Raw genomic sequence first — 21,520 nt, 5'->3', positions numbered from 1 at the left:
ACATTGAGTTACAGCCTAAACTGCCTCTTGAATTTAGAGGGGCAAGAGAAAGTTTAGGTATAATATGACTAGAGTCCCAAAGATCTAAGATGATATTTAGACCTGTTTTATAAACTTTTTTTAGGTGGAAGAGCAACATTAGCGAAAATTAATCCAGCAATAAGTGACATGAAAATAATAAATGTTTGTTGTCCAATATGTTCAGTATGTAAAAATTCTTGCCCTGACATTAAAGCATTTAAACCGATATAAGTTTTGCTACCAGGTACCAGTACAATGAGTCCCTGCATAGAGACAATGCAAGCAGGTGCATTTTTTATGCGAGTAAAAAGATTGCTATATATTCCAACAGCAAAAGCCCCCACAAAAGCACCTAGCGTAAAATCTAAGTATATACCACCTAAATAACTCGACCCAAAAGCAATAAAACCAGATACTATTGACCAGGTCGCATGTTTGGCTTTTGTTTTAAAAATAACAATTAGACTTGAACATAAAACGGCAATTGCAATTAAAGATGTCCATTTTTCTAGTGGCTGGGGTGGAATAAACTCAGTTTGACCGAATAAGGCAAACCCAATAGCCATTCCTAAAAATGCACCAAAATAGAGTTTAAATAACAGCATTATGGCATCCATTACTCTCGCTGTTCCAGATACAAGATGCCGAGCAGAAAGCTCAGCTAAACCGAGCGTTAAAGCAAGCCCTGGAATAAAAACTATAATAGCAGATAGTATCACTAAGCGTATATTTATACTTGGATCGAGATATGTGCTGATGGCACAAGCAAGTAATGCAGCAACAACAGCGACAAGCGGTTCGAGCATATGAGCAACCCCTTTTGAGCGCTCAGACCATAATACAAAAATATACACAATTAGACTAAGACAAGCAGACCAAAATGCATCATTCCAGCTAGTGCCCATTAGCATCGCAAATGCACCACCTGACATTGAAAATGCAATTCCGGTAGCAATGCGATTATAAGGGTTAGGTAAGTCGTTGATATAATCTAAACGTTCATCCGCTTCGCTCAGAGTACGTGTGCCGTTCGATAATTCATCAACAAGTTCATCTGTACGAGATAAAGACCCTAAATCAAGCTCACCTGGCTCAACCCTAGCTGCATGTGTATATTCATTTTCATGACCCTCAGTCCAAATCACAAAAGTTAAGGCTGTTGGTGTAATAATAAATGAAGCGCGTAAACCAAAAGATTTTGCAACATTCAGTAAGTGAGCTTCTAACCGATAAGCTGGTGTGCCGTATTTGTGTAGCATCTTACCGAGCTTAACAATGAATTTTCTTTTTTGTGTAAAAGTAGCGTTGTTCAACAATATATTCCACAGATAAGTTTAAATAAACTATAGCCAAAATAAAGTGAGAGTAGCGATAGGTTTATCAAAAGTATAAATTAATTATTATAGATAAATAAAAATTGATACTCTTGATATTATTTAAAGTTTTAACTTTTCATTTGCACAAAGTCATCAATAGGATTGCGCAATATTTTTAGGTGAATTCTAAATTGAAAATTTAAACTGTCACGCTTTTTTTTATTTATTTTTTGCTTCTATCCATTGAGCCATATATTTTGTACTGGCCATAGTATGGTGTTTCAGCATACTCCCGGTAAAATTACCGAGCCTATGAACTTCTAACTCACTGATAGTTTCATTTATTTTAGAAATAAATGATTTTTCGAGTAAGGCTCTATCATACTTGTTTTTAAGTAAGGTATTTGCGGATGTTTTTGCATGGTGCCATTTATTTTCATCTTGATATAAGGTTACAGCTTGATGAACAAAATCATGAATGTTATCAGCAATAGCACCAGGCCAAACTTCATCGTCAAACATTCCTTCAGCACCTATTTGAGTTGTTATACTAGGCGTGCCAACTATCATAGCATCTAATAGTTTCCCTTTAATACCAGCACCAAATCGTAAGGGTGCTAAGCAAAGTTTTGCATTTTCCATTACTTCAAGAGCATTATCTGCCCAGCCTTTAATATGAAAACCTATTTTAGGGTTGTGTAAAGCCGTTGCTTTTGGCGGAGGGTAAGAGCCATAAATATTTAATTGCGCATTTGGTAGTTCTTTTCGGATCAGGGGCCAAATTTTTTGTAAATATAAAACAGCATCCCAATTAGGGGCGTGACGAAAGTTACCTATGGTCATAAAATCAATACGTTCTTCGTATGACTTTGTTTTACCCTGAACTTTTTTTAAATCAACCATGAAAGGTAAGTGGTGGAGGATTTTAGAGGAAATTTTAAATGTATCAGATAATAATTTCATTTCATAAGTAGAAATAATTAATGAAATATCACACCTCAAAATAGCTGCGATCTCTCTTTTTGCAATATCACTATGTAAGTCAACTAATTCCATATCTCTATTTTTTTTATGAGCTGAGTGCCTCGCATTTCTTAAACACTGTAAATCTTCTGTATCCAGAATTTTAAGTGCATTAGGACAATATTTATCAATACGCCAGCCAAATTGTTCCTCCATCATGAACCTATCAAACATCACAATATCAGGTTGAAAAATTTGAATGTAGTCGTCAAAACTTGTGCAGTTAAGAGCAATTATTTTACTTGTGATCCCTTCAAAATCTAAATCCGTCATATGTTCAGTTTTTTGAGCAGGTGTTGCAAATTCAACTAACCAATCTTGTTTTTTAAATGAACGGAGCAAGGAGAGCATATGAGTACCAGCTGCCGAAGAATTAGGCTCTGGCCATACGTAGCCGATAACGAGGATTTTTTTCATGATATTTTCTCTTACAAATCAGTCGTATTTAATTTGGATATAAATTTCAGAAAAATCTATAAAGCAAATAGATTGGAGGTTTTATAAGCCTGATTTAATATTTTTGAACAGTTACAATTAAACCATTATATCATTTATGGGGTAGGTAGATATAGGGTTCAGGATGTAACAAAGAGGTGTTATATCCTAATTTTGAAAAATGATTAATTAAGATTCTTATATAGTTCAGAATACTTAGAACGATGTAAATTAAACAGAAATTTACGCAGGCAATCTCTGCCATGGGCAACATCTTTAAACTTTGCAGCAAGCACATTGTTATCGGTTCTGACAGGCTCTAAAGCAAGTTTAACCTGGCTTTGGTTTGGTAAGTGTATTTCTAAATCTTTATTTTCAAATAATTTTTTAGCTTTGACAGGGCAGTTTACACGCATTTTTATGCCAGAGCTTGAAAGGGAAAGTATTTCAACCTGTTGTTTTGTCCCTTCATTATGCAAGGAGACATTTTTTGGTGACATAACGCGCCAACTTCGATCAATACCTTGGATATCAATAATTTCAGGCGTTCCTAACTTCGGAGAAAACTCTCCCTCTTCATCCATTGAAAGGGACAGTGGAAACCAAAGTTGGTAATGACTAATTTCTGCTAATAATGTTAATTTAGAACTGCCTAGAATATGGGCAATGCTTTTAGGTATGCTAGTTTGAACGGTTAAATCGTGTTTTTTAAGCTTGCAGCCAGTTTCAATCGCTCCAGGAGAGAAAACCTGCTGAAAAAAGTCGAGTTCTTCGTTAGTAAAATCCATATTAAATGACGGCTCAATTTATTTTTTTATTTTTAGACCCCGATTAAACCACTTTATGTTCATTTGTTCAATATACAGACAAAATATATACTTTTATTAATGTAATGATATTGTTACTTAAAATTTCACACATTAAAATCATTATTTAATCTGGAAGAAAATATGCGAGTTTTGAGTGATTCGATTGCCATTTGACTGATAACTAAATTGATAAAAATAAGAACAGATAAAGCTAACTGAATTGGCCCATGATTTATACCCTTTTCAAGATCATAAATTGTAAGCCCAAATAATAAAAATAAAACAACTAATACAACTTTAAGCAATTGATTTGTATAAAATGTAAGAACCTCTTCTTTTTTTACACTTTTTTTTATAAAAACAGAACAAAAATATGGAATGATCTTAACTTTAAAACCCGATTTTTTTTCAACAAAGTCTTCATTCATTAGTGTCAGCTGTTCTCGTAACTCATCTATCAAGTCAATATCCTTTCAGTTAGTTTTAAAAAGCGCAGTTTAATCAAACAAAACAGAAATTGCACTGAATAATTGAAGGATATTAAGTTTTAAAATATTACTTTATTATTTTTATCCATGAACCAGGTTCAGGTTCTCCACGGGGGTATAGTCCATTGATCAATCTAAGCTGTTCTTCTCCATATAAGCCTATTTTTAATTTCTTTGCTAATAAATAAAACTTTGTTTGCTCATTAGCTTTAACATAATGAATAACTTTAGATTTTTTAGATTTCCTTTGCGGCTGATGCGATTTAAAACTATGAATGCTTTTGAGAAATAAAGCATCATAATCTATGTTAGGTTCAGGTTTATAAACATTTGAAATTAATGTATACGCTCTGCTTCCTTGAAAAATAGTGGCAACACGTTGCTCATGTTTATCTGCTGTTTTAGGTATGATCCCAGTATGACCTATTAATCCATTTTTTTTAAAATCTTCAGAGCGCTTCAACATAGTCACTTTAGTTTGTTTTCTCAAATGCTCGCCTGGGGATACATTTTTGACACGTTTTGAAACTAACAGCTTTATTTGAGCTGACTTATTTTGTGGCTGGCTTAAAATTGATTTACGGGTATTATTGACAGTCCAATTTTCGGGAAATAACAATGAAAATCCCAATTTATCATGCACGTATCTGTTTTTCTCAACAGGCCTTTTTTTTAATTGGGCATTGTAATTAATACCATAAATCATGCCTTCTGTTTGTTCTCTATAATTTTGCTTATTATTATTTACAGTGGAATGAGCATTAAAAGTACCGGCCTTTGCAATAACTTCTTTTAATCTGACATCATTGCGTGGATGAGTAGAGAAAACACCATGGTAACTTTTAGCTTTTTTACCTTCTTCTTTCGCCCTATATCGCGCAAATTTTTCTTGGTCTTTCAATACACCAATTGTTTGAACCATGGCAAGGGGATCATATCCACTATTAAATAAATAATCAGCGCCTAATCCATCAGCCTCCAGTTCCATTTCTCTTCCATACCCTTTTACAGCAGCTGTGCCCCAAAGGTTCGTAACATCACCAATCGCAGTGCTACCCGTTGTAAATATAGATAATACAGACAAAATACTTGCACCTTTACTTGCAGAGTCTTGTCTCACTACATGCCTAGCCGTAATATGACCAACCTCATGCGCTAATACAGCTGCTAATTGTGCTTCAGAATCAAGGTAACTGAGTAGCCCTCGATTAATATATATATAGCCACCGGGAAGTGCAAATGCATTAATATCTGGAGCATCAATTATTGTAAACTGGTAATTTATATCTGGTCTATGGCTATTTTTAACAATTTTTTGTCCAATTTTATTTATATAGGCTGTTAGTTTTTCATCTTGATAAATAGGCATAGATTTCATTAATTTTTCATGCATCTCTTTACCCATTTTAATCTCTGAACTTTCAGACATTAAAACAATATCCGGAGTACCCGTTGCTGGATTGATTGAACAGGAAACTAAATGAAAACATAAAAAAATCAAAGTGAGTCTGAAAATTAAAGGTAAAGAATGAGTCATATTTTGTCCTGCTTTAATTTAGCCTTGTGAATTATTAAAAAAGTGTTTTAGTTGTACTGCCATCCCCTTACATGCATCAGCTTGTACTTGAGCAATTATAGGAATTGGGATCACAATTGCTGGCATATAAGATGTGCCGTCAGCTTCACTACTGACTTTTCCGATTAGTTTTTTATTTTTATAATCCCAAATAGAAGCTTCATATTCAGCTTTTTTATCCCACGTACCAAAACCAAAACAGCCAATACCACCAGTTCCTAAACTACATGTAATGCTGCCACTACTACGAGTTGTTTCAGTATTACCATCAATCCAAATAATGTAATGTACATTAAAGTCATCAAATTTTTGAGAGACAGCATCATATGCCAATAACCTTTGTAGATCGCGTACCCTTAAAGGTGCAGTTCTAGGTTCAAACCAAGGATATAAATTATCCATAAAAGTTTGCTCTGGAATGACATTAAGTTGATTATCTCCCTTTGATAATACCTTTCCAATACAGGAAATGAGTTCGGGCTCTGTTTCATAATCATTACTGGTCCTTCGACCAATCACAACAACTGATTCGCCTTCGACCAATGTGGCTTCAGTATGTTGCACTTCTTCAATTGTTACGGTAGTGCAACCTGCAGATATTAGTAAATAAAAGGGTAGGAACTTTACTCTTATATAAGACATATTTATCATCATTATTACCTATTAATTGAGCAATATAGTGATTAGCGCATGTTTATATTATTATAATTTTTTGTTTACAAATTAAGCATAGTTCTAATGTATAAATTACTCCACTGGCGTTCATTTATTTTTAAGTAACCAGGTATTTATTTCTGGTATATGACTGAATTTTAAAGTTAAACCAGCTCCTGCATCCCTTAGCGCTATTACCATAGCCTCGTTTAACGCACTTTCCTGCGACTTCATAAAAGCTGTGGGGGTTTTTCCATAAGCGGTTAATATCCAATCGGCCAGTAGTTGTCCATTATTGTCATACACTTTCATGTTGTATTTGATCCACACTTCAAACATGTTAAGTTTAGTTTCTGCAGGTACATTATATTGAAGCTCATCAATACTGGGTTTAAAAAATATATCAATGCTGTTATTTTCTGTCGAATTAAAGTCTGATACATCTATTACATTTGAAAACATCGCAGGTAAAACAGTTTTAAACAACTGAAGTTGGGCATCTCCTACGGAAATTTCCCATTCTTCTCGTTTTTCATCAACTTCAGAGTATTGATAATCTTTAAACTTATTGTCATAAATTACTCCCAATGTGAATGGAAGTTTATTAACAACTGGTGTAGGAAAGTCTCCTTTAACAGTAAGTGTACTTTTACAACCTAAAACTAAAAATAATAAAGTGAGTATTGTTAGCTTAAAAATAAATATTTTCATTTATTAGTCCTTTGTAGTATTCAACAAAAACAAACCCGATAGTTTATTGAACTTTAAAGTCATTGAGTCCAACAAAAGTACCACCATTTCGATACGTTAATTCACGCATTAATGTTGCAAATCTAATTCCCGTTGTTTGTAAATGTTTTGGACGCATAAATTGAACAGGAAAACCAACAGCATGAATTCTGACTAAACGTTCATTGTTTTTACTTACTTTATTTATACGCTCAATGGTATTTAAAACATTTTCAATGGACCTTCCTGAAAACTCATCACCCATAACATACAAACTAATTTTTTTATCTTGACTAAAAAAAGTACTGATTGCTTTTTGAACCCCTTCAACGGGACTACTGTTACTAAATGGGTTCCAAGTTCTTAATCTTTTAATAATTGCCTCTCTACGACCGGGTGTATCTGGGATCCATTTACGGCGATAATTAGTAAACATATATTTCCCCATATCATTCATTATTTGAATTCCTTTTACTTTTGGGTAAATATCTAAAGTTGCAATGATTTCTTCAAGAAGTCTTTTCCAACCATAATTGTACATACTGCCTGAGGTATCTATGATAAAAACTAAGTATTCGCTATCTACAGGAATACCGCCAATTAAGTTATTTTTACTTTGATAATTTAAACCAAGTAAGCGTGTCATTTCATCTGATAAAGACTGTAACGCAATGGCCAATTTTCCTTTTTCTTTTAAGCTATAGGTAGCAGCTTTTGAAATTTGAGCATATTGCGCCTCAATAGTGGCTAATCGTGTTCTGAGGATAGCAAGGCGCTTTTTTTCTAAATCGATTTGCTCATGCTTTGCAGTGAGATCTCGATTGAATATGTTTGTTTCACCTCTAATGGCAAACAACGTTTTTTGTAAGTTTTCGACTTGCGCATCTAAATTAATGACTGATTCTTCTAATACAATAGGTTGCACCGTTTTTGTGATCATAAGAAGTAAAATGATTGCGCCAAAACCACAACAAATAACATCTAAAAATGCAATACTTGATTCTTGCTGTAAACGACGTTTATTTTTCATTAAACACGCTCCTATGGCCAATCTTTAGATGGGCTCATAAATGATCCTGATGTATATTGCGCTAATTGCCAAAATGCAGAAGCTGCCATGGGATCTCCTTCCATTGGCCATAATAAAACATTAACGGGGATCCCTTCAGGTAAAGTATTCACTGCTTTTTCAAATAATGCTTCTCGTTGAGGACCTGTGATCGTATTCGCTGTCGCTTTTACGCTTTTAGATGTATTACCTAAGGTCGGTAAACCATCAGTTAATAATAAAATATTGTCAGGCAAGGGATCTAAAAAACTCACAGAACGAAAGGCTTTCTCTAGATTTGTACCACCTTCTGGTATGATTTTTCTTAAATTTTTCACACTTGAATTTAAGCTTTCTTGATCTGATATAGCAAGCCACTGATGGGTTGTTTTCTTAATTGATGCTGATACTTCATTGTTAAAATGATAAATTTGATATTGACTTTGAACAGGAAACTTAGCGATTAACCATTCAACGGCTGAGACCGCTCGGATCCATTTACTTGATGATTTTTTAATATCATTAGGCATGTATTTTTTTCGAATAATATTAACAATCGTATTATCTAACATACTGGCCGATGTATCTAATAATACTAGGGTTCTTGCACCACCAAGTTGAAGACCTGTAAGGTATTGTCGGTTTCCTTGTCCTGAATATTCTCTTGCATCGTTACCTTTGGCTTGTTCATCTTCCAATTTTTCTTTTTCAAGCATTAATGTTTTAATTTTTTGTTTAAGCTGTAATATTTGTTGATCATCATCTGGGTCATCAAGTTTTGTTATTTTATTATCTACGGCATCAATTTCATCATTGATCCTACGCGCCAAACCATTGGTTTGTACAATATCTTGATCTAAAGCAGAGATAGTATTTTTTATTTTTACCAAGTGTTTTTCACCTTCAATTACCTCTTCTTCTAATAGATTGACTTCGGCTTGCAATGTAATATTTTGAGTTTCAATAATGGTATCAACATCATGTTTAATAATTAAAAAAACAAGGATCACAGCGCCAAATCCACAAGACATAATATCCAGAAATGATAAACTAAACGTTGTAAACTGACGTTTTTTATTCATTAAATTACAACTCCTTATTCACATTAATCAGTGAAAAAGCAGGCTCATTTAAAAAAGTAATTACATCACCAATATTCAAACTAGCGTGTCCACTCGTTGTTTTTTGATTTATTTTAACTTCTTTATTAAGTAAAACATCGAGCTCAATATTTTTATTGATAAAAGTGATCGAAGCAAAAGATTGATCATTGGAACTTCGCGTTAATGTCAAATGTTTCTGATTAAATTCGTTTGTTTGTTTGTTTAAGTATAAAGGGTTGTGGTTAATCAAAACGGCTTGATTTTGCGTGAGTATGTAGGGAGTTATAATCTTTAGGGCCACACTATTTGTATTCGGTTTTTTAAATCTAGTTAATTCAGTAATTAAAGAAATACCATTTTGTTGGTTAATGCTTTTTATATGTTCAGATACAATTGTATATAAAGGTATTTTAGGTGTTTTTTTGCAAAGAGAGCTGAACTGCGTATTAGAAATAAGATTGAAAAAATGATTTTTTAGATAAATTAAAGAGTCATTTTTTACATAATTAAAGGCCGGAGCAAAAAACACTGTCATTTGATTATTTAAATCTTTTTGAGAAATCTTGATACTTTTCTCATTTATTGAAATTAAATCTGTTGTTAACTGACCAGCAACAGCAAGGTTATTCAAAATAGTTTCAACTTGTACAAATAATAACTGTTCTGAATGAGCGCTATACATCGCATCAAAACGATATTGTTTTATGAGTATTTCGTTACACCAGTTACAAATAAAGTTAATTAATTCAATCATGCCAAGCTCGGGATGATTTGTATAATTTCTAAGTTTTACATTTTCATTAAATGAGAGCTGAGAAAAGTTAATATGATGAAGACCGAGATCTGCAACAGTTTGAGTACTCTTCAAATCATCATTAAAATATACAACCTCACTACTGAGTAAAGCCACAGTCTTTAGTTCACAACTATCAGCAAGCCCCAAAAGTAAAGCGAGTTGTTCATTCGTATAATACGAAGGAACGAGAAAAACGACTTCAATACCTTTGGAGTACTTTTTTGTTATTTCTTTTAATTGTAAATATGCTAAATCTGCAAAATGTTTTACTTGCTTATTTTTTGTATTTAATTTTTCATATCCTAAATGTTGCCAATAATGAGAATGAAAATCTGTAGGGGATGTTTTAATTTTGTCTAAAGCATGTTGTCCAAAAACAACTTTATTTTCATCTATATATGCACAGCCGCTATAGACACTTGAATTACTCTTTTCATATATATAAAGCTGATAATCATTAATATTAATTATAATGAGATCCATTTAATTGTCCTCACTTGCAGGGTTTTTTAAATGATTTAATAAGTTCTCATCACAATAATCTTGCGTATTTTGTACATGTCGCTCTTGCAATAATTGTAATTGATGGGTAAAAAACATAATGAAAATACTGATAACTAATGCTATGAAAGTTGAGTTAAATGCAACACCTAGGCTGTTAGTCACACCAATTATATCGCCTTCAACGGCTTTGTGTGCCTGACCTAGTGCTTCACCAATCCCTCGAACTGTGCCTATAAAACCAATTGAGGGTATTGCCCAAGAAATATATCGGATCATTGCTAATTCACTATCTAATCTATCAGCTTCAGATTCACAAGTATCTTTAATTGCAGTTGCTACTGCTGCAATATTTTCTGTTGCAATAAAACGTTTGAGCGCAACTAATAAGGTTCTGGGGATCAGTAAAATTTGTTTTTCTGAGGACATATTTTGAATTGGCCTACATAAATTATTCGCATCTTGGGGTAATATACGGATCCCTTGCTGAATATTTAAAATAGATGTTTTTAGCATCGTTGTTTCACGCAAGGCTAGTTTTGCTTTATACGCCATGATCATCAATACCCATAACATTAATATAAAACATGTTTCCTGCTCATAATCTTTCAGTACAATATAAATTGATCTTTGGCTATTGACTTCACTTCCTGCTAATTGCTGAGCATGCTGCTGTTGTTGAATGGCCTCAGCATTGGGTCTTATCACAGTGACATAAATAGCATGAACTAAAATAACTGATATTAATAATGAAAATAATTGGTAAATAAATTCGGAACCTGAAGATCTCTTCATTTTAATTAATCCTTTTATATTTTAAATATCAACGGGGAAGGAGACTGATAAATCTTCTGATATTGATTCAGTCGGAATGAATTTTCTATTTGAGTTAGGCTCTTTAGGTTTTGCTTCTTTTTTATCAGTATTCTTAGCGGTTAAACTAAAGGTTCTAGCCGGTTTTTTTATAACACTTTTAATTTTTGATGCTTGTGGTTTTAATTCATCTTCTTGTATTTTAGTTTCAGCGTAACTTATTGTTGATATGACAAATAAAATTATCGTTATAATCTTTAAATTCATAAAAGAACTCCAAATGTGAAATTAATTTGCGTATTTAGCAATCCTAAAGCCTAAGTCTTGCCTTTTTTCATTGCCATAATCTCTAAATGAAAGCCTTAACTCTGTTCTTGTTCCATGCGCCCAACTGGAACCTCTTATCACATGGTAATCACCAGATAATGGTCCCATAGGATCAAATTCGGTTTTCGTGGACAAACCTGTTTGGATTTCATATAAATCATGACTCCATTCGGCGACATTACCAGATAAATCAAAAATGCCTTTCTCATTTTTAGTAAATGATGCAACTGGAGCTGAAACTGGAAATTTATCATTATATTTAGGTTGAACATTACCTAAAATTACAGCGCCAGACACATCCGCAAAATTGCCAGAGCCTTTTATTGGTGGAAGCGCATCACCCCATGAATATTTTAACATTTGATCATCAATAAAACGGGTTGCCCAAATCCACTCGGCTTCAGTAGGCAGTCTATAACCATTAGCTTGGGAGTCGAATGAAACGAGTATACTATTTTCAATTTTGTAAACAGTTTTAAGATTTTCTTTATTTGATAACCAATTACAAAACTGTGCAGCTTGGATCCAAGGAATATTCACAACAGGTTGGTAATTGCCATTAAGGCTTTTACCTTTTACATGGCCTGAAGAATGTTCAGCTTTAAACTTTTTGAATTGCTTATTGGTTACTTCTGTAAAACCTAAATAAAATGGACGTGATAAATTTAATGTTCTTTTGACTTCATTTGATCTGCGCCCTTGCTCTCTTCTAGAAGCGCCCGCATAAAATGTCTTTTTAGGTTTAAATAACTTTAATTTACCACCTGAAGGGTCTGATATTACGGGGCTAATATTATCCCATTTTGCTTGCTCAACCGTTCTTAAATTAATTTTAAACGTTTGCGCTAGTGTAGGGTGAGGTAAGATACTATTTTGATAGCTAACATACCCTTCTTTTTTGATTGTAATTTTTTGTTGTTTAACTCCAAGGGTAATGGTTTGATTTGCTCTGCCCATAAGTCTGTCATCAATATATATAAGTGCATCTGATGGAGATACTTTAAAATTAACTTTGCCAAGTATCGGAGCAAGCGTTATTTTTTTTGTAAATGTATTATTTGACTTTATTAATAATATTTGTATAAATTGGGAATAACCATCTTTAAAAACTAATAATGATTGTTTTTTATCTGGAATAACATTTACTTTTAATGGTGTTTTACCTAAATAATTATCACCATATGTCACACTAGCCCCTGTAGGATGTGATGTTAAATGTATTTTTCCTGCAAGCTTAGTCAGACTAATTAATGGAATACTTTTATCTTTTTGAGCTCTTACATTAATTTCTTTACTACTATCTTTATAACCTATTTTCTTTAACGTTAATTGATGTGTACCTTCAAGTAGATCAACTGATAAAGGGGTGACTCCTATTAATTTTTCTCCTTCATATACACTGACTTGTGAAGGTATCGTATTTAATGCGATTTTTGCCCACGCTGGAGATAAGTTAATCGCTAATTCTTGTGTTGTTTCCATGCCTTTTATATTGACTTTTTCTTCATAATCAAAATATTTATCTGCAGAAATAATAATCGTATGGTTACCTGCTTCGATATTAGAAATAAGTCCTTTTTTTATCAAAACTTGAGAGTTATCAATGCTAGCAGTTACTTTTATTTTAGGATTTATGCTAAGTTGCAGTTTTCCAGGTAATTTCTTAAATGAGTAACTAAATGTTTGATTTTGGTTTTCTTTAACAGTGAAGTTTTGCTTTAAAGGGTAGTGCCCAGGGAATGTGCTGTTAAGCTCATAGTCACCAGGGATCATTAGATAATGATCTGATAATTTCAGATGAAGACCCCCAGATACTTCTAAGTTTTTTGTTTCTGGAATTGTTTCAAATACAACTGATTTTGCAATAAATAGATAAGTTAATGCTATCAAACTTATCATGAGAAAAAGTAAGGATGCAAAATATTTGCGTTTAAAACGATATTTCGTGCTATCAACCGTTTCACTTGAAGGTGTAAAGGTAGCTGGTTGAATAACACTTTTTTTAGTTAAGGTATGAGCTTGCTTATCGTTATTCACATTATCACCCATTGGTTATTTTTTCATTACATTTGAGCGAAATTACATTATTTTGACTACCAGGTTTTATCGTTAAAATTTTTCTTACATCTCTATAACCATTTCTTGAACCTATTATTGTATATTCACCAGGTTTTAATGTGAGCTGCTTATTTGTAAAGTGACCAATATTACCAATTTGATAAATGGTAATTGTTGTTAAATCATCTGACATAATTTGTATTTTAATGTCTGAAGTACTTTGTTTTAAAGCTAATTTAACTAATGAAATTTGCTTTTTTAGGTGGGAACCAGGGCTTTTTATTTTAGTTGCTTTTATATAAGTTGATTTTGCTTCAAGGTAAACATTATTGTTTGATAACCGCATTGGGTTTTCGATGATTGCTTGCATTTCTAATTTTAGTTTGTTTTTTGCTGCTGTGCGCATTTTCCCAATACGTGCATCAATAAGTGAAGGGTCAAGTGATAATGCATTTTGATATTTTTGATTAGCTGTGTGCCATGCTTGCTGAAGCTCTAAGTTTTTTGCTTGACTTAAATAAACTAATATTTTGGATTGCGTTTTTTCATTTTTTGCCTGATTTATTGCGTTTTGAGGATCACCTGATTCAGAATTTATTTTTTTTGCTGAGGTAAAGTACTTTACAGCAAGGTCATACTTTTTGTTATTTAAATTAATGTACCCCTGAGACATCGCTTTAGAGTAGTTTCTATTTTTTATCTTTGTATTAACTTCTGATAACAATTCCTTATTAATGGGTGACTGTTTATCAAGCGATAATGCTTGCGTAAACATATCTTTAGCCGCTTCGAACTTTTGGTCATGCATTAATGCCTTACCATTTTTAGCAAAAGAGAGAACTTTATCTAGTACAAGTGCCCGGTCATATTGTTCTTGAGCTTCAATTTTATCTGGTAATATATACATAGCGATTTTTAAATTGTCTATCGCAATACTTGAATTACTGTTATCAAGTGCATTGTTTCCAATCGCTAGATATTTTTTATACATTTCAGGGATTTTGTTTTCTATCGTTATGAGTGCTTGAAGAGTCTCAGTATATAGAGAAATTGCAGTATCAAACTCTTGGCTTCTGTATGACAAATCACCTTTTTGGGCAATTTCCAATGCAGATTTAAACTCATTTTTTGCCCATAACTCAATATGTAAATTTTCAAGGTGACTTTGCTTTTCTAGTACATTAGCTAGAATTTGTTGAGACGTTTTTCTATGTTTTGCTAATTGAGCTTGATGCCATGGAGATTCATCTATGGGTTTGCGCATTTCTTTAGCCATAAAGACTTTACTGTCAGACTCTAATTTAGGTTGTACTACTGATTGTGGTAAATAAAAAATGACAAAAAATAAAATAAAACCTAAAACAATAAAAGAAACAATATAAAATTTATTAATTGTAAAATGATGATTAGAAGAAGAGGCTATTTGAGTATTTTTTGTAACAACATCTGAATTTAAAACATTAGACTTCGAAGGAGCATTGTCTTTATTTTGAATTTCATTATGAGCCATCAAACCCCCTTATCGATTTATATTTAAATATTTTTCCTTATGTATATTTAATTTATAGTTGATAAATTAAGCTCTTGCATTATTTTTATCTGGGTAATCAAAAATAGATCTAATTATTTGATCACCAAGATATTGTAAAAATAAAATCTTCTATTTTGTAAATATCAGGCCAGAGTGTTTTATTCAGCTACATTTATTTTATATATGCCTTTAAGAATTTCTCTCCACTGTTGATACTGATTATCAACAGTGCCCGTTAAAGTAACAGTTCGATCTTCTAACTCTATCACATGTGTTTCTAAATTAGCTTCTAATGAGTCGCCTAGCTCTTGCAATGCTTCAATATGAATTTGTGACTCGGCATCTCGATCAAAACCATCTTTAATTATATAACTTCCGCCTGCAACGGCGATAGCACCAGCTGCGCGAGTTGCACCGCTGGAATTACCTGCAGCAAAAATGCCTGCGATAATTGATGCTGCACCAATTAACTTTTGATTTGTCGCTTTTCTTTGCATTGTTCTCATCGCTATCACTTCTTGATAGCTTTCACTACGCCAAGTTTGATAGGGCGCTTTCATTCCCTTTACATAATGTCCATAATATTCCTGTAATGTATCAACAAACAAATAATCTCTTTCTCTAATTTGTTTGATCCTATCCATCATAGGGTCACCTTCAGCAGGTAAGCGATTAACCGTTATAATTCCTGATTTATCTTGTTTTAAGTGTTCTGAAAACATATTAGGAGAAAATGATTGTGCAAATTTCAATTCAGATATTTGTCTTATTTTAACTGATTTTTCTTTTGATAATTTTTTTTGATAAAAATAGAGATCATTGGTTATTTGATTATAAATATTTTGAAACGGTTCCTTTAGTAATTGCATTTTAGAATCATATGAATAACGACTGGCTTTTTGTGTGTAATCTTTAGTAAACCAATGTTGTCCTGTTGCATCACTTGCTGTGACTTTTAAAGTAAGTAACTCGCCATCTGATTGGATTATTTCCCCTTTAACTAATACATCTACCGAATCATGTTGTTGCGGTATAACCCTTACAGCTCCCCAAGCAGAGCTAGTTTGTAATGTTTCCATAAGTAAATATGGGAAATAGCTTGCTTCAGCAATTCTAATTTCTGGAAAATATATTGCGTCATCATCAAGTTGTTCGAGTTTATCCAAACCTGGGTCAAATACTTGAATGCCTATATCTAATAAACTAGATTCAGGTATTTCAGCTGTTTCTAGAATCACGGGGGTGACTTTTGTTGTTTTAACTTCTGTTGTTGCACAACCAATTAAAAATATCATTAATATTAAGGATGTAATTAAATTCAGTTTAACCTTAAGAGCAAGCATTATGTTATTCATTTTTTACTCCTTAATTTGATTTTTATATTTACGGTATTCTTGCCAGAGCTTTTCTCTAATATTAGGGTCAGCTTCTTTTAATGCTGCTTCCCTGATTTGACGTGCAACTACATCATCATCTTGGCCACTGGGTATATCTGCTGGAGGTGTATAAATTTGTTGTTCCGTATGTTTAAAATCGCCACCTTTTTGAGTATTAGGTATGGGCATATTCCCTTGACCAGATGATGAGGGCATACTTGCTATTGTGGCTTTATCACTTTGTACTTCACCATTGAGTACATCATCGTAAAGGGAGCCATTATTTGCATCTTCCACGGCTTCTTCACTTCCTTCTTCGTTGCCTTTATTTTGAATATATGCTCTTTCACTTAATATCATGCCATCATATTCACTCATAGAATCATTAAGCTTTTCATCTAGTTTTGCAATGTTTTCTCCTCTGGTTAATGCGCCAGAATTTGGGCTTGATTCTAACTCTGACTCTGAGCTCGAACTTGATTCTGAGCTTGAACTTGATTCTGAGCTCGAACTTGACTCTGAGCTCGAAGTTGATTCTGAGCCCGAACTTGATTCTGAGCTTGAAGTTGATTCTGAGCTTGAAGTTGATTCTGATCTTGAAGTTGATTCTGAGCTTGAAGTTGTTTCTTCTTGTGAGAAGTCAATTTCTTTTTGAGATACTTGACTTGACTCATCACCAAAGTCACTTTCTGATTGTTGCGCTGATTGTTGCGCTGATTGTTGTGCTGATTGTTGTGATGATTGTTGAGCTGATTGTTGCGCTGATTGTTGCGCTGATTGTTGAGCTGATTGTTGAGCTGATTGTTGAGCTGATTGTTGAGCTGATTGTTGAGCTGATTGTTGAGCTGATTGTTGCGCTGATTGTTGCGCTGATTGTTGTGATGATGGCTCAGTTTTATTTTTAGGTTGAGACTGACTACTTGAAGCTGATGGATTACTCGGTTTTGATGGCATGCTTGGTTTTGATGGCATGCTTGGTTTTGATGGGGTACTTGGAGAAGATTTTTGTTCTGTTGACTTACAACCAGTAAAGATCATTAATACAAAAATCATCATTATGTACTTGGACATTAAAGTCATTTTATTGCTCCGGTTGTTTCATGTATACGACAGTTTAATCGTTATAATTATTCTGGAAAAATATGTAGATTCATTTTTTCAGTTTTGATTGGTAAACCGCCTACTAGCTTAGGTCTGAATTTTGTGAATCTCAATGATCTTAAGGCTAAAGATCTCAATCTTGTACTTTCTTTCATATTAGAATTTATTACTTGTATGTTTTTAGCGCGTCCATATCTCGTGACATCAAAAGATGCATGAATAAACTTAGTATTAGACGCTAGGGCTTCATGTGTTATGCCTTCTCGAGTATTAGTTTTTAAATTAGGTAAGTTAGGAAGGGCGATTGGTTTATTAAATAAATCGTTAATATTTTGGCTATCATTTATTGATGCATACAGGTAGGCATCATTATATAAACGCATTGCTGTTTGACGCTTCTCAAATAATAAATGCCAGTCTGCAAGTTTTAATCTGACATTTGAGATCTGAAAATGATTTATTTCATCCTGATTTTCGAGTATTTGTATTTCATTTTGAATATTTTCTTTGCCTGAAGAGAAGCTTTTGCGTTTGAGGGTCGCCACTAAGTTTTGAAAATTAGTTGTTGCCGCATATTCATTTGGTTCTATTAAGTCAGATGTCATAATATCTGCAGTTGCAAAAAAATAGTTGGCTATCATTATATTATTTAATATAGGTATATTACGTTCATTAAACTGGCCATATTGTTCTTCACTTATCTTTAAAGCCTTAGTGTATAAAATATGTGAGTTATATAAGTTTTCAATAGGTTTTTTTGAATATCGTCTTGCATAAGAAGTCAGGTTCCAGCCTGCAATTTCAAGTAGTACTTCAACCATGGTTTCATCATTTTCAGAAAAATTACGATTATGTAGCCAGTATAAATAATTATACCTTTGATCGATTATTTTCCATTTTTTCTGTATTTTTAAACTCGCTATTATTTTTTTTAGTAGGGGTATTTGTGCTTTAGAATATAAGCCATCATTAATTCTATTGAGGTGAAGTGAACGATTGAAAGTATCTATTGCTAAGTCATGTTTGTTTTGACGTTGATAAATATCAGCCAAATTTGCAAGTTGCTGTGCTAATTTATCGCTATAAACACCATCTTGTGACTCTATCGTTTCAATTGCATTTTCATATGCTTTAATTTGTTGTTTTAATGTTTGAGTTTGTTCTATATTTTCAGAAGATTTAAAGGGGTTTTTTGTGGCCTGTACTTTATATGAAATAGTGCAAAATAAAGTTATCACTAAAAATAACAAAAAAGTATGCATTTGCTCAGGTTTTGTCATAACTAATCTCCAGAATCACACCAATGACGGACGAAATCTATTTGAGTAAGTTCCCTGACAGAGTATTTCTATTTGCTAGCGATTATATGTACGCTTTATCTTTTTTATTTCAGTACTTTGATTTATTAATTATTTCAAAGTCTAATTATTTACGTTAAGTATAGACGATAAAAATTATATGTTTAAAATTTAATTAAGATTCTATTTATAAAGAAAAAGCACTATAAATAATAGTGCTTTTAAAGTATCTATTAAGCCTCTAATCCAAAAGGATCATCTAGAGAGTGCGAAGGTCGCGTAAACCAAACTGGGCCTTTAGAGTCCATGTAAAAATGATCTTCTAAGCGAACTCCAAACTCATTAGGAAGCACCAACATAGGTTCATTGCTAAATACCATTCCTGTTGCAAGTTTAGTGTGTGTTCCTTTTACTAAGTATGGCCATTCATGAATATCTAATCCACAACCATGTCCTGTTCTATGAGGCAAACCAGGAAGTTCATAGTCAGGGCCATAATCATTTGCTTCTATGATTTTTCGCGCTGCACTATCTACCTCTCCACATGTAGCACCCAATTTGGCAGCCTCAAAAGCATTCAATTGCGCATCTTTCTCTACTTGCCAGGCAGCTCTTTGTTTATCTGTTGCTTCTCCATATGCATAAGTTCGTGTTATATCAGAATTATATCCGTGTAATAAACAACCTGTATCTATGAGTACCCAATCATTTTCTTTTAATACTTGTGGGTCTTTAACACCATGAGGAAATGAAGTTGCTAAACCAAACAGTACGATACAAAACGATGAACCAGAAGTGGCGCCTACGCTTTTATGCGCTTCATTGATAAAATCTGTAACTTCAGTTGTGCTGATCCCTGGGTATAGAATGCGAGCCGCAGATTTATGCACTTCAAGCGTCATATCTTTTGCCTGTTGCAATAAGGCAATTTCAGCCTTAGATTTTATTTGACGGCATTGCGCTGTTACAGTTGACGCATTGATATATTTAAATTCAGGTGCCGCTTTTCTAAAACCATCAAAAATGAAAAATGCAGCTGATTCATCAATTCCAACTTGACCAGAAGTTAAGCCCATTTTATTTAATATTTTAGAAAATAACTTATATGGGCACTCATGTTCATGCCAACCATTTATATGACCTTGGATCACCATATGATCTTTTAATGACCCTTTTTCGAAGTGAGGCGCTATAAATTCAATCTCCCCTTGCGCAGGTAAAATAGCGCCAACTAAACGTTCACTTTTATACCATTTTAAGCCAGTGAAATAGTATAAATTAGTTCCAGAGTCTAAATATATAGCACTCATATTTTGTTCCAACATGAGTTTTTGTGCTTGCTTTATGCGAGAGTGAAACTCATTTTTATTAATACCAATTACATTTTTGGTCATATCTTTTAATTTTTTTAACTCAACTTCACAGGAAGATCCACCTACACCTATAGTCATTTTTAAACTCTTTTTGTATACAATATGTAAAACATATCATGCCAACTAAATAAAAAGAAGTTTTGGAAAGCTTTATCTCGAATATTTAAAAATTAAAGTGCTTTTAACTGCTTGCAAGGATACAATTGAGACTATATAACATAATAAAATTATTTAATGACAGATATCACAACCCATAAGTCTTCACAAAGACGTTTATTAATTGCTTTGAGCATTACATGCAGTTTTATGGTAATTCAAATTATAGGTGCTTCATATGCAAACTCTTTAGCTGTATATGCTGATGCTGGGCATCTGTTTGTTCATAATAGTTCTTTATTTATCGCACTCATAGCATCTGCTATTGCCATTAAAGTTGCCAAGACTTTTAGTGATGGCTATCGTAAAACTGAATTAACGGGTGGTTTAATTAATGGTATTTTATATTTAGTGATTAGCTGCTGGATTTTATATCAAGGAAGTGAGCGTTTATTAGCACATGAACATAGTAATGAGTTAGAAATAAATACCTTTTTGATGACGTCAATTGCTGCAATTGGTTTTTTATTTCATACTGCATCAGCATTTGTTTTATATAAAGGGCGCAAAGATAGTGTAAACGTATATGCTGTTTTTCTACATACTTTTTTTGATTTGCTTTCAACTGTTATTACTTTTTTTACAAGTATTATAATTCATTATACAGGGTGGATTGTAGTTGATTCTTTATCAAGTATGCTAATTTCAATTTTTGTTTTATTTACAGGTTTGAAGCTAGTTCACAAATGTATCTACGGGTTATTTATAAATGGAACAGGTTTACCCTCTGTTAGAAAAATTGAAAAATCAATATTAACAATTGAGCATATAAATAATTTGCATAATTTAACGGTTAAACATGAAAATGGACAAATCGTGATCGGTGTACACATAGTGTTAAAACATAGCTGTACATTAGAAAAACATGATGAAATTTGCCGATATCAGGTTGAAAAACTGTTAGAAGAAAAATTTAAAGTAACACAATCTGTATTACAAATAGAATCGGGTAATTGCAACTGAATTTATACTTAAATTTCCTAAAAAT

At 32.9% G+C, this 21,520-nt stretch carries 19 protein-coding genes; 1 reads left to right on the top strand and 18 read right to left on the bottom strand.

Translation table 11 applies throughout. From position 1 onward, the window contains the following. Positions 1-107: 107 nt before the first annotated feature. From BM088_RS03295 to BM088_RS03200, 18 genes are all read right to left on the bottom strand, one after another. Complete coding sequence (locus BM088_RS03295; protein WP_091979898.1) at positions 108-1,334, bottom strand: threonine/serine exporter family protein; 1,227 nt, start codon at positions 1,332-1,334, stop codon at positions 108-110. 222 nt (positions 1,335-1,556) lie between these two features. Continuing rightward, positions 1,557-2,777, bottom strand: a complete 1,221-nt coding sequence (locus BM088_RS03290; RefSeq protein ID WP_091979896.1) for a glycosyltransferase family 4 protein — start codon at positions 2,775-2,777, stop codon at positions 1,557-1,559. Between the two features lie 203 nt (positions 2,778-2,980). Continuing rightward, entirely contained in the window at positions 2,981-3,583 is a 603-nt protein-coding gene (locus BM088_RS03285; protein WP_091979894.1) for a hypothetical protein, read from the bottom strand. A gap of 125 nt (positions 3,584-3,708) precedes the next feature. Further along, on the bottom strand, positions 3,709-4,065 hold the full coding sequence (locus BM088_RS03280; RefSeq protein WP_091979892.1) for a hypothetical protein: 357 nt from the start codon (positions 4,063-4,065) through the stop codon (positions 3,709-3,711). 94 nt (positions 4,066-4,159) lie between these two features. Continuing rightward, positions 4,160-5,629, bottom strand: coding sequence for a M48 family metalloprotease (locus BM088_RS03275; protein WP_091979890.1), 1,470 nt, complete (start codon positions 5,627-5,629; stop codon positions 4,160-4,162). An 18-nt stretch (positions 5,630-5,647) separates the two neighbouring features. Further along, a complete protein-coding gene (locus BM088_RS03270) occupies positions 5,648-6,310 on the bottom strand; it encodes a hypothetical protein (protein ID WP_218156447.1) in 663 nt (220 codons plus the stop codon). 120 nt (positions 6,311-6,430) lie between these two features. Further along, complete coding sequence (locus BM088_RS03265; protein WP_091979888.1) at positions 6,431-7,033, bottom strand: hypothetical protein; 603 nt, start codon at positions 7,031-7,033, stop codon at positions 6,431-6,433. 43 nt (positions 7,034-7,076) lie between these two features. Beyond that, positions 7,077-8,081: a vWA domain-containing protein gene (locus BM088_RS03260; RefSeq protein ID WP_091979886.1), complete on the bottom strand. Its 1,005-nt coding sequence runs from the start codon at positions 8,079-8,081 to the stop codon at positions 7,077-7,079. Positions 8,082-8,092: 11 nt separating this feature from the next. Continuing rightward, the gene (locus BM088_RS03255) at positions 8,093-9,181 is read right to left on the bottom strand and encodes a VWA domain-containing protein (protein ID WP_091979884.1); all 1,089 of its coding nucleotides are present in this window, start codon (positions 9,179-9,181) and stop codon (positions 8,093-8,095) included. 4 nt (positions 9,182-9,185) lie between these two features. After that, complete coding sequence (locus tag BM088_RS03250) at positions 9,186-10,481, bottom strand: hypothetical protein (RefSeq protein ID WP_091979883.1); 1,296 nt, start codon at positions 10,479-10,481, stop codon at positions 9,186-9,188. Then, positions 10,482-11,294: a MotA/TolQ/ExbB proton channel family protein gene (locus BM088_RS03245; RefSeq protein ID WP_091979881.1), complete on the bottom strand. Its 813-nt coding sequence runs from the start codon at positions 11,292-11,294 to the stop codon at positions 10,482-10,484. 21 nt (positions 11,295-11,315) lie between these two features. Further along, a complete protein-coding gene (locus BM088_RS03240; RefSeq protein ID WP_091979879.1) occupies positions 11,316-11,579 on the bottom strand; it encodes a hypothetical protein in 264 nt (87 codons plus the stop codon). A 21-nt stretch (positions 11,580-11,600) separates the two neighbouring features. Continuing rightward, positions 11,601-13,676, bottom strand: a complete 2,076-nt coding sequence (locus BM088_RS03235; RefSeq protein ID WP_177207939.1) for a PEGA domain-containing protein — start codon at positions 13,674-13,676, stop codon at positions 11,601-11,603. 4 nt (positions 13,677-13,680) lie between these two features. Beyond that, on the bottom strand, positions 13,681-15,207 hold the full coding sequence (locus tag BM088_RS03230) for a tetratricopeptide repeat protein (protein ID WP_091979875.1): 1,527 nt from the start codon (positions 15,205-15,207) through the stop codon (positions 13,681-13,683). Between the two features lie 179 nt (positions 15,208-15,386). Further along, positions 15,387-16,583 (bottom strand): hypothetical protein, encoded by a 1,197-nt coding sequence (locus tag BM088_RS03225; protein WP_218156446.1) that lies wholly within the window; start codon positions 16,581-16,583, stop codon positions 15,387-15,389. A 3-nt stretch (positions 16,584-16,586) separates the two neighbouring features. After that, on the bottom strand, positions 16,587-17,684 hold the full coding sequence (locus tag BM088_RS27100; RefSeq protein ID WP_177207938.1) for a hypothetical protein: 1,098 nt from the start codon (positions 17,682-17,684) through the stop codon (positions 16,587-16,589). A gap of 47 nt (positions 17,685-17,731) precedes the next feature. Continuing rightward, positions 17,732-18,985, bottom strand: coding sequence for a tetratricopeptide repeat protein (locus tag BM088_RS03205; protein ID WP_091979869.1), 1,254 nt, complete (start codon positions 18,983-18,985; stop codon positions 17,732-17,734). Positions 18,986-19,236: 251 nt separating this feature from the next. Further along, positions 19,237-20,454: a M24 family metallopeptidase gene (locus tag BM088_RS03200; protein ID WP_091979867.1), complete on the bottom strand. Its 1,218-nt coding sequence runs from the start codon at positions 20,452-20,454 to the stop codon at positions 19,237-19,239. A gap of 156 nt (positions 20,455-20,610) precedes the next feature. Between BM088_RS03200 and BM088_RS03195 the strand changes: the two genes are divergently transcribed. Continuing rightward, positions 20,611-21,495 carry a cation diffusion facilitator family transporter gene (locus BM088_RS03195; RefSeq protein WP_091979865.1) on the top strand — a complete coding sequence of 295 codons (885 nt, stop codon included), beginning with the start codon at positions 20,611-20,613 and terminating at the stop codon, positions 21,493-21,495. Positions 21,496-21,520: the final 25 nt, after the last annotated feature.

The sequence above is a fragment of the Pseudoalteromonas denitrificans DSM 6059 genome, from assembly GCF_900112265.1.
Taxonomy (GTDB): domain Bacteria; phylum Pseudomonadota; class Gammaproteobacteria; order Enterobacterales; family Alteromonadaceae; genus Pseudoalteromonas; species Pseudoalteromonas denitrificans.
Note: the sequence above shows the minus strand (reverse complement) of the source record. Positions and strands in the feature narration are given on the sequence as shown.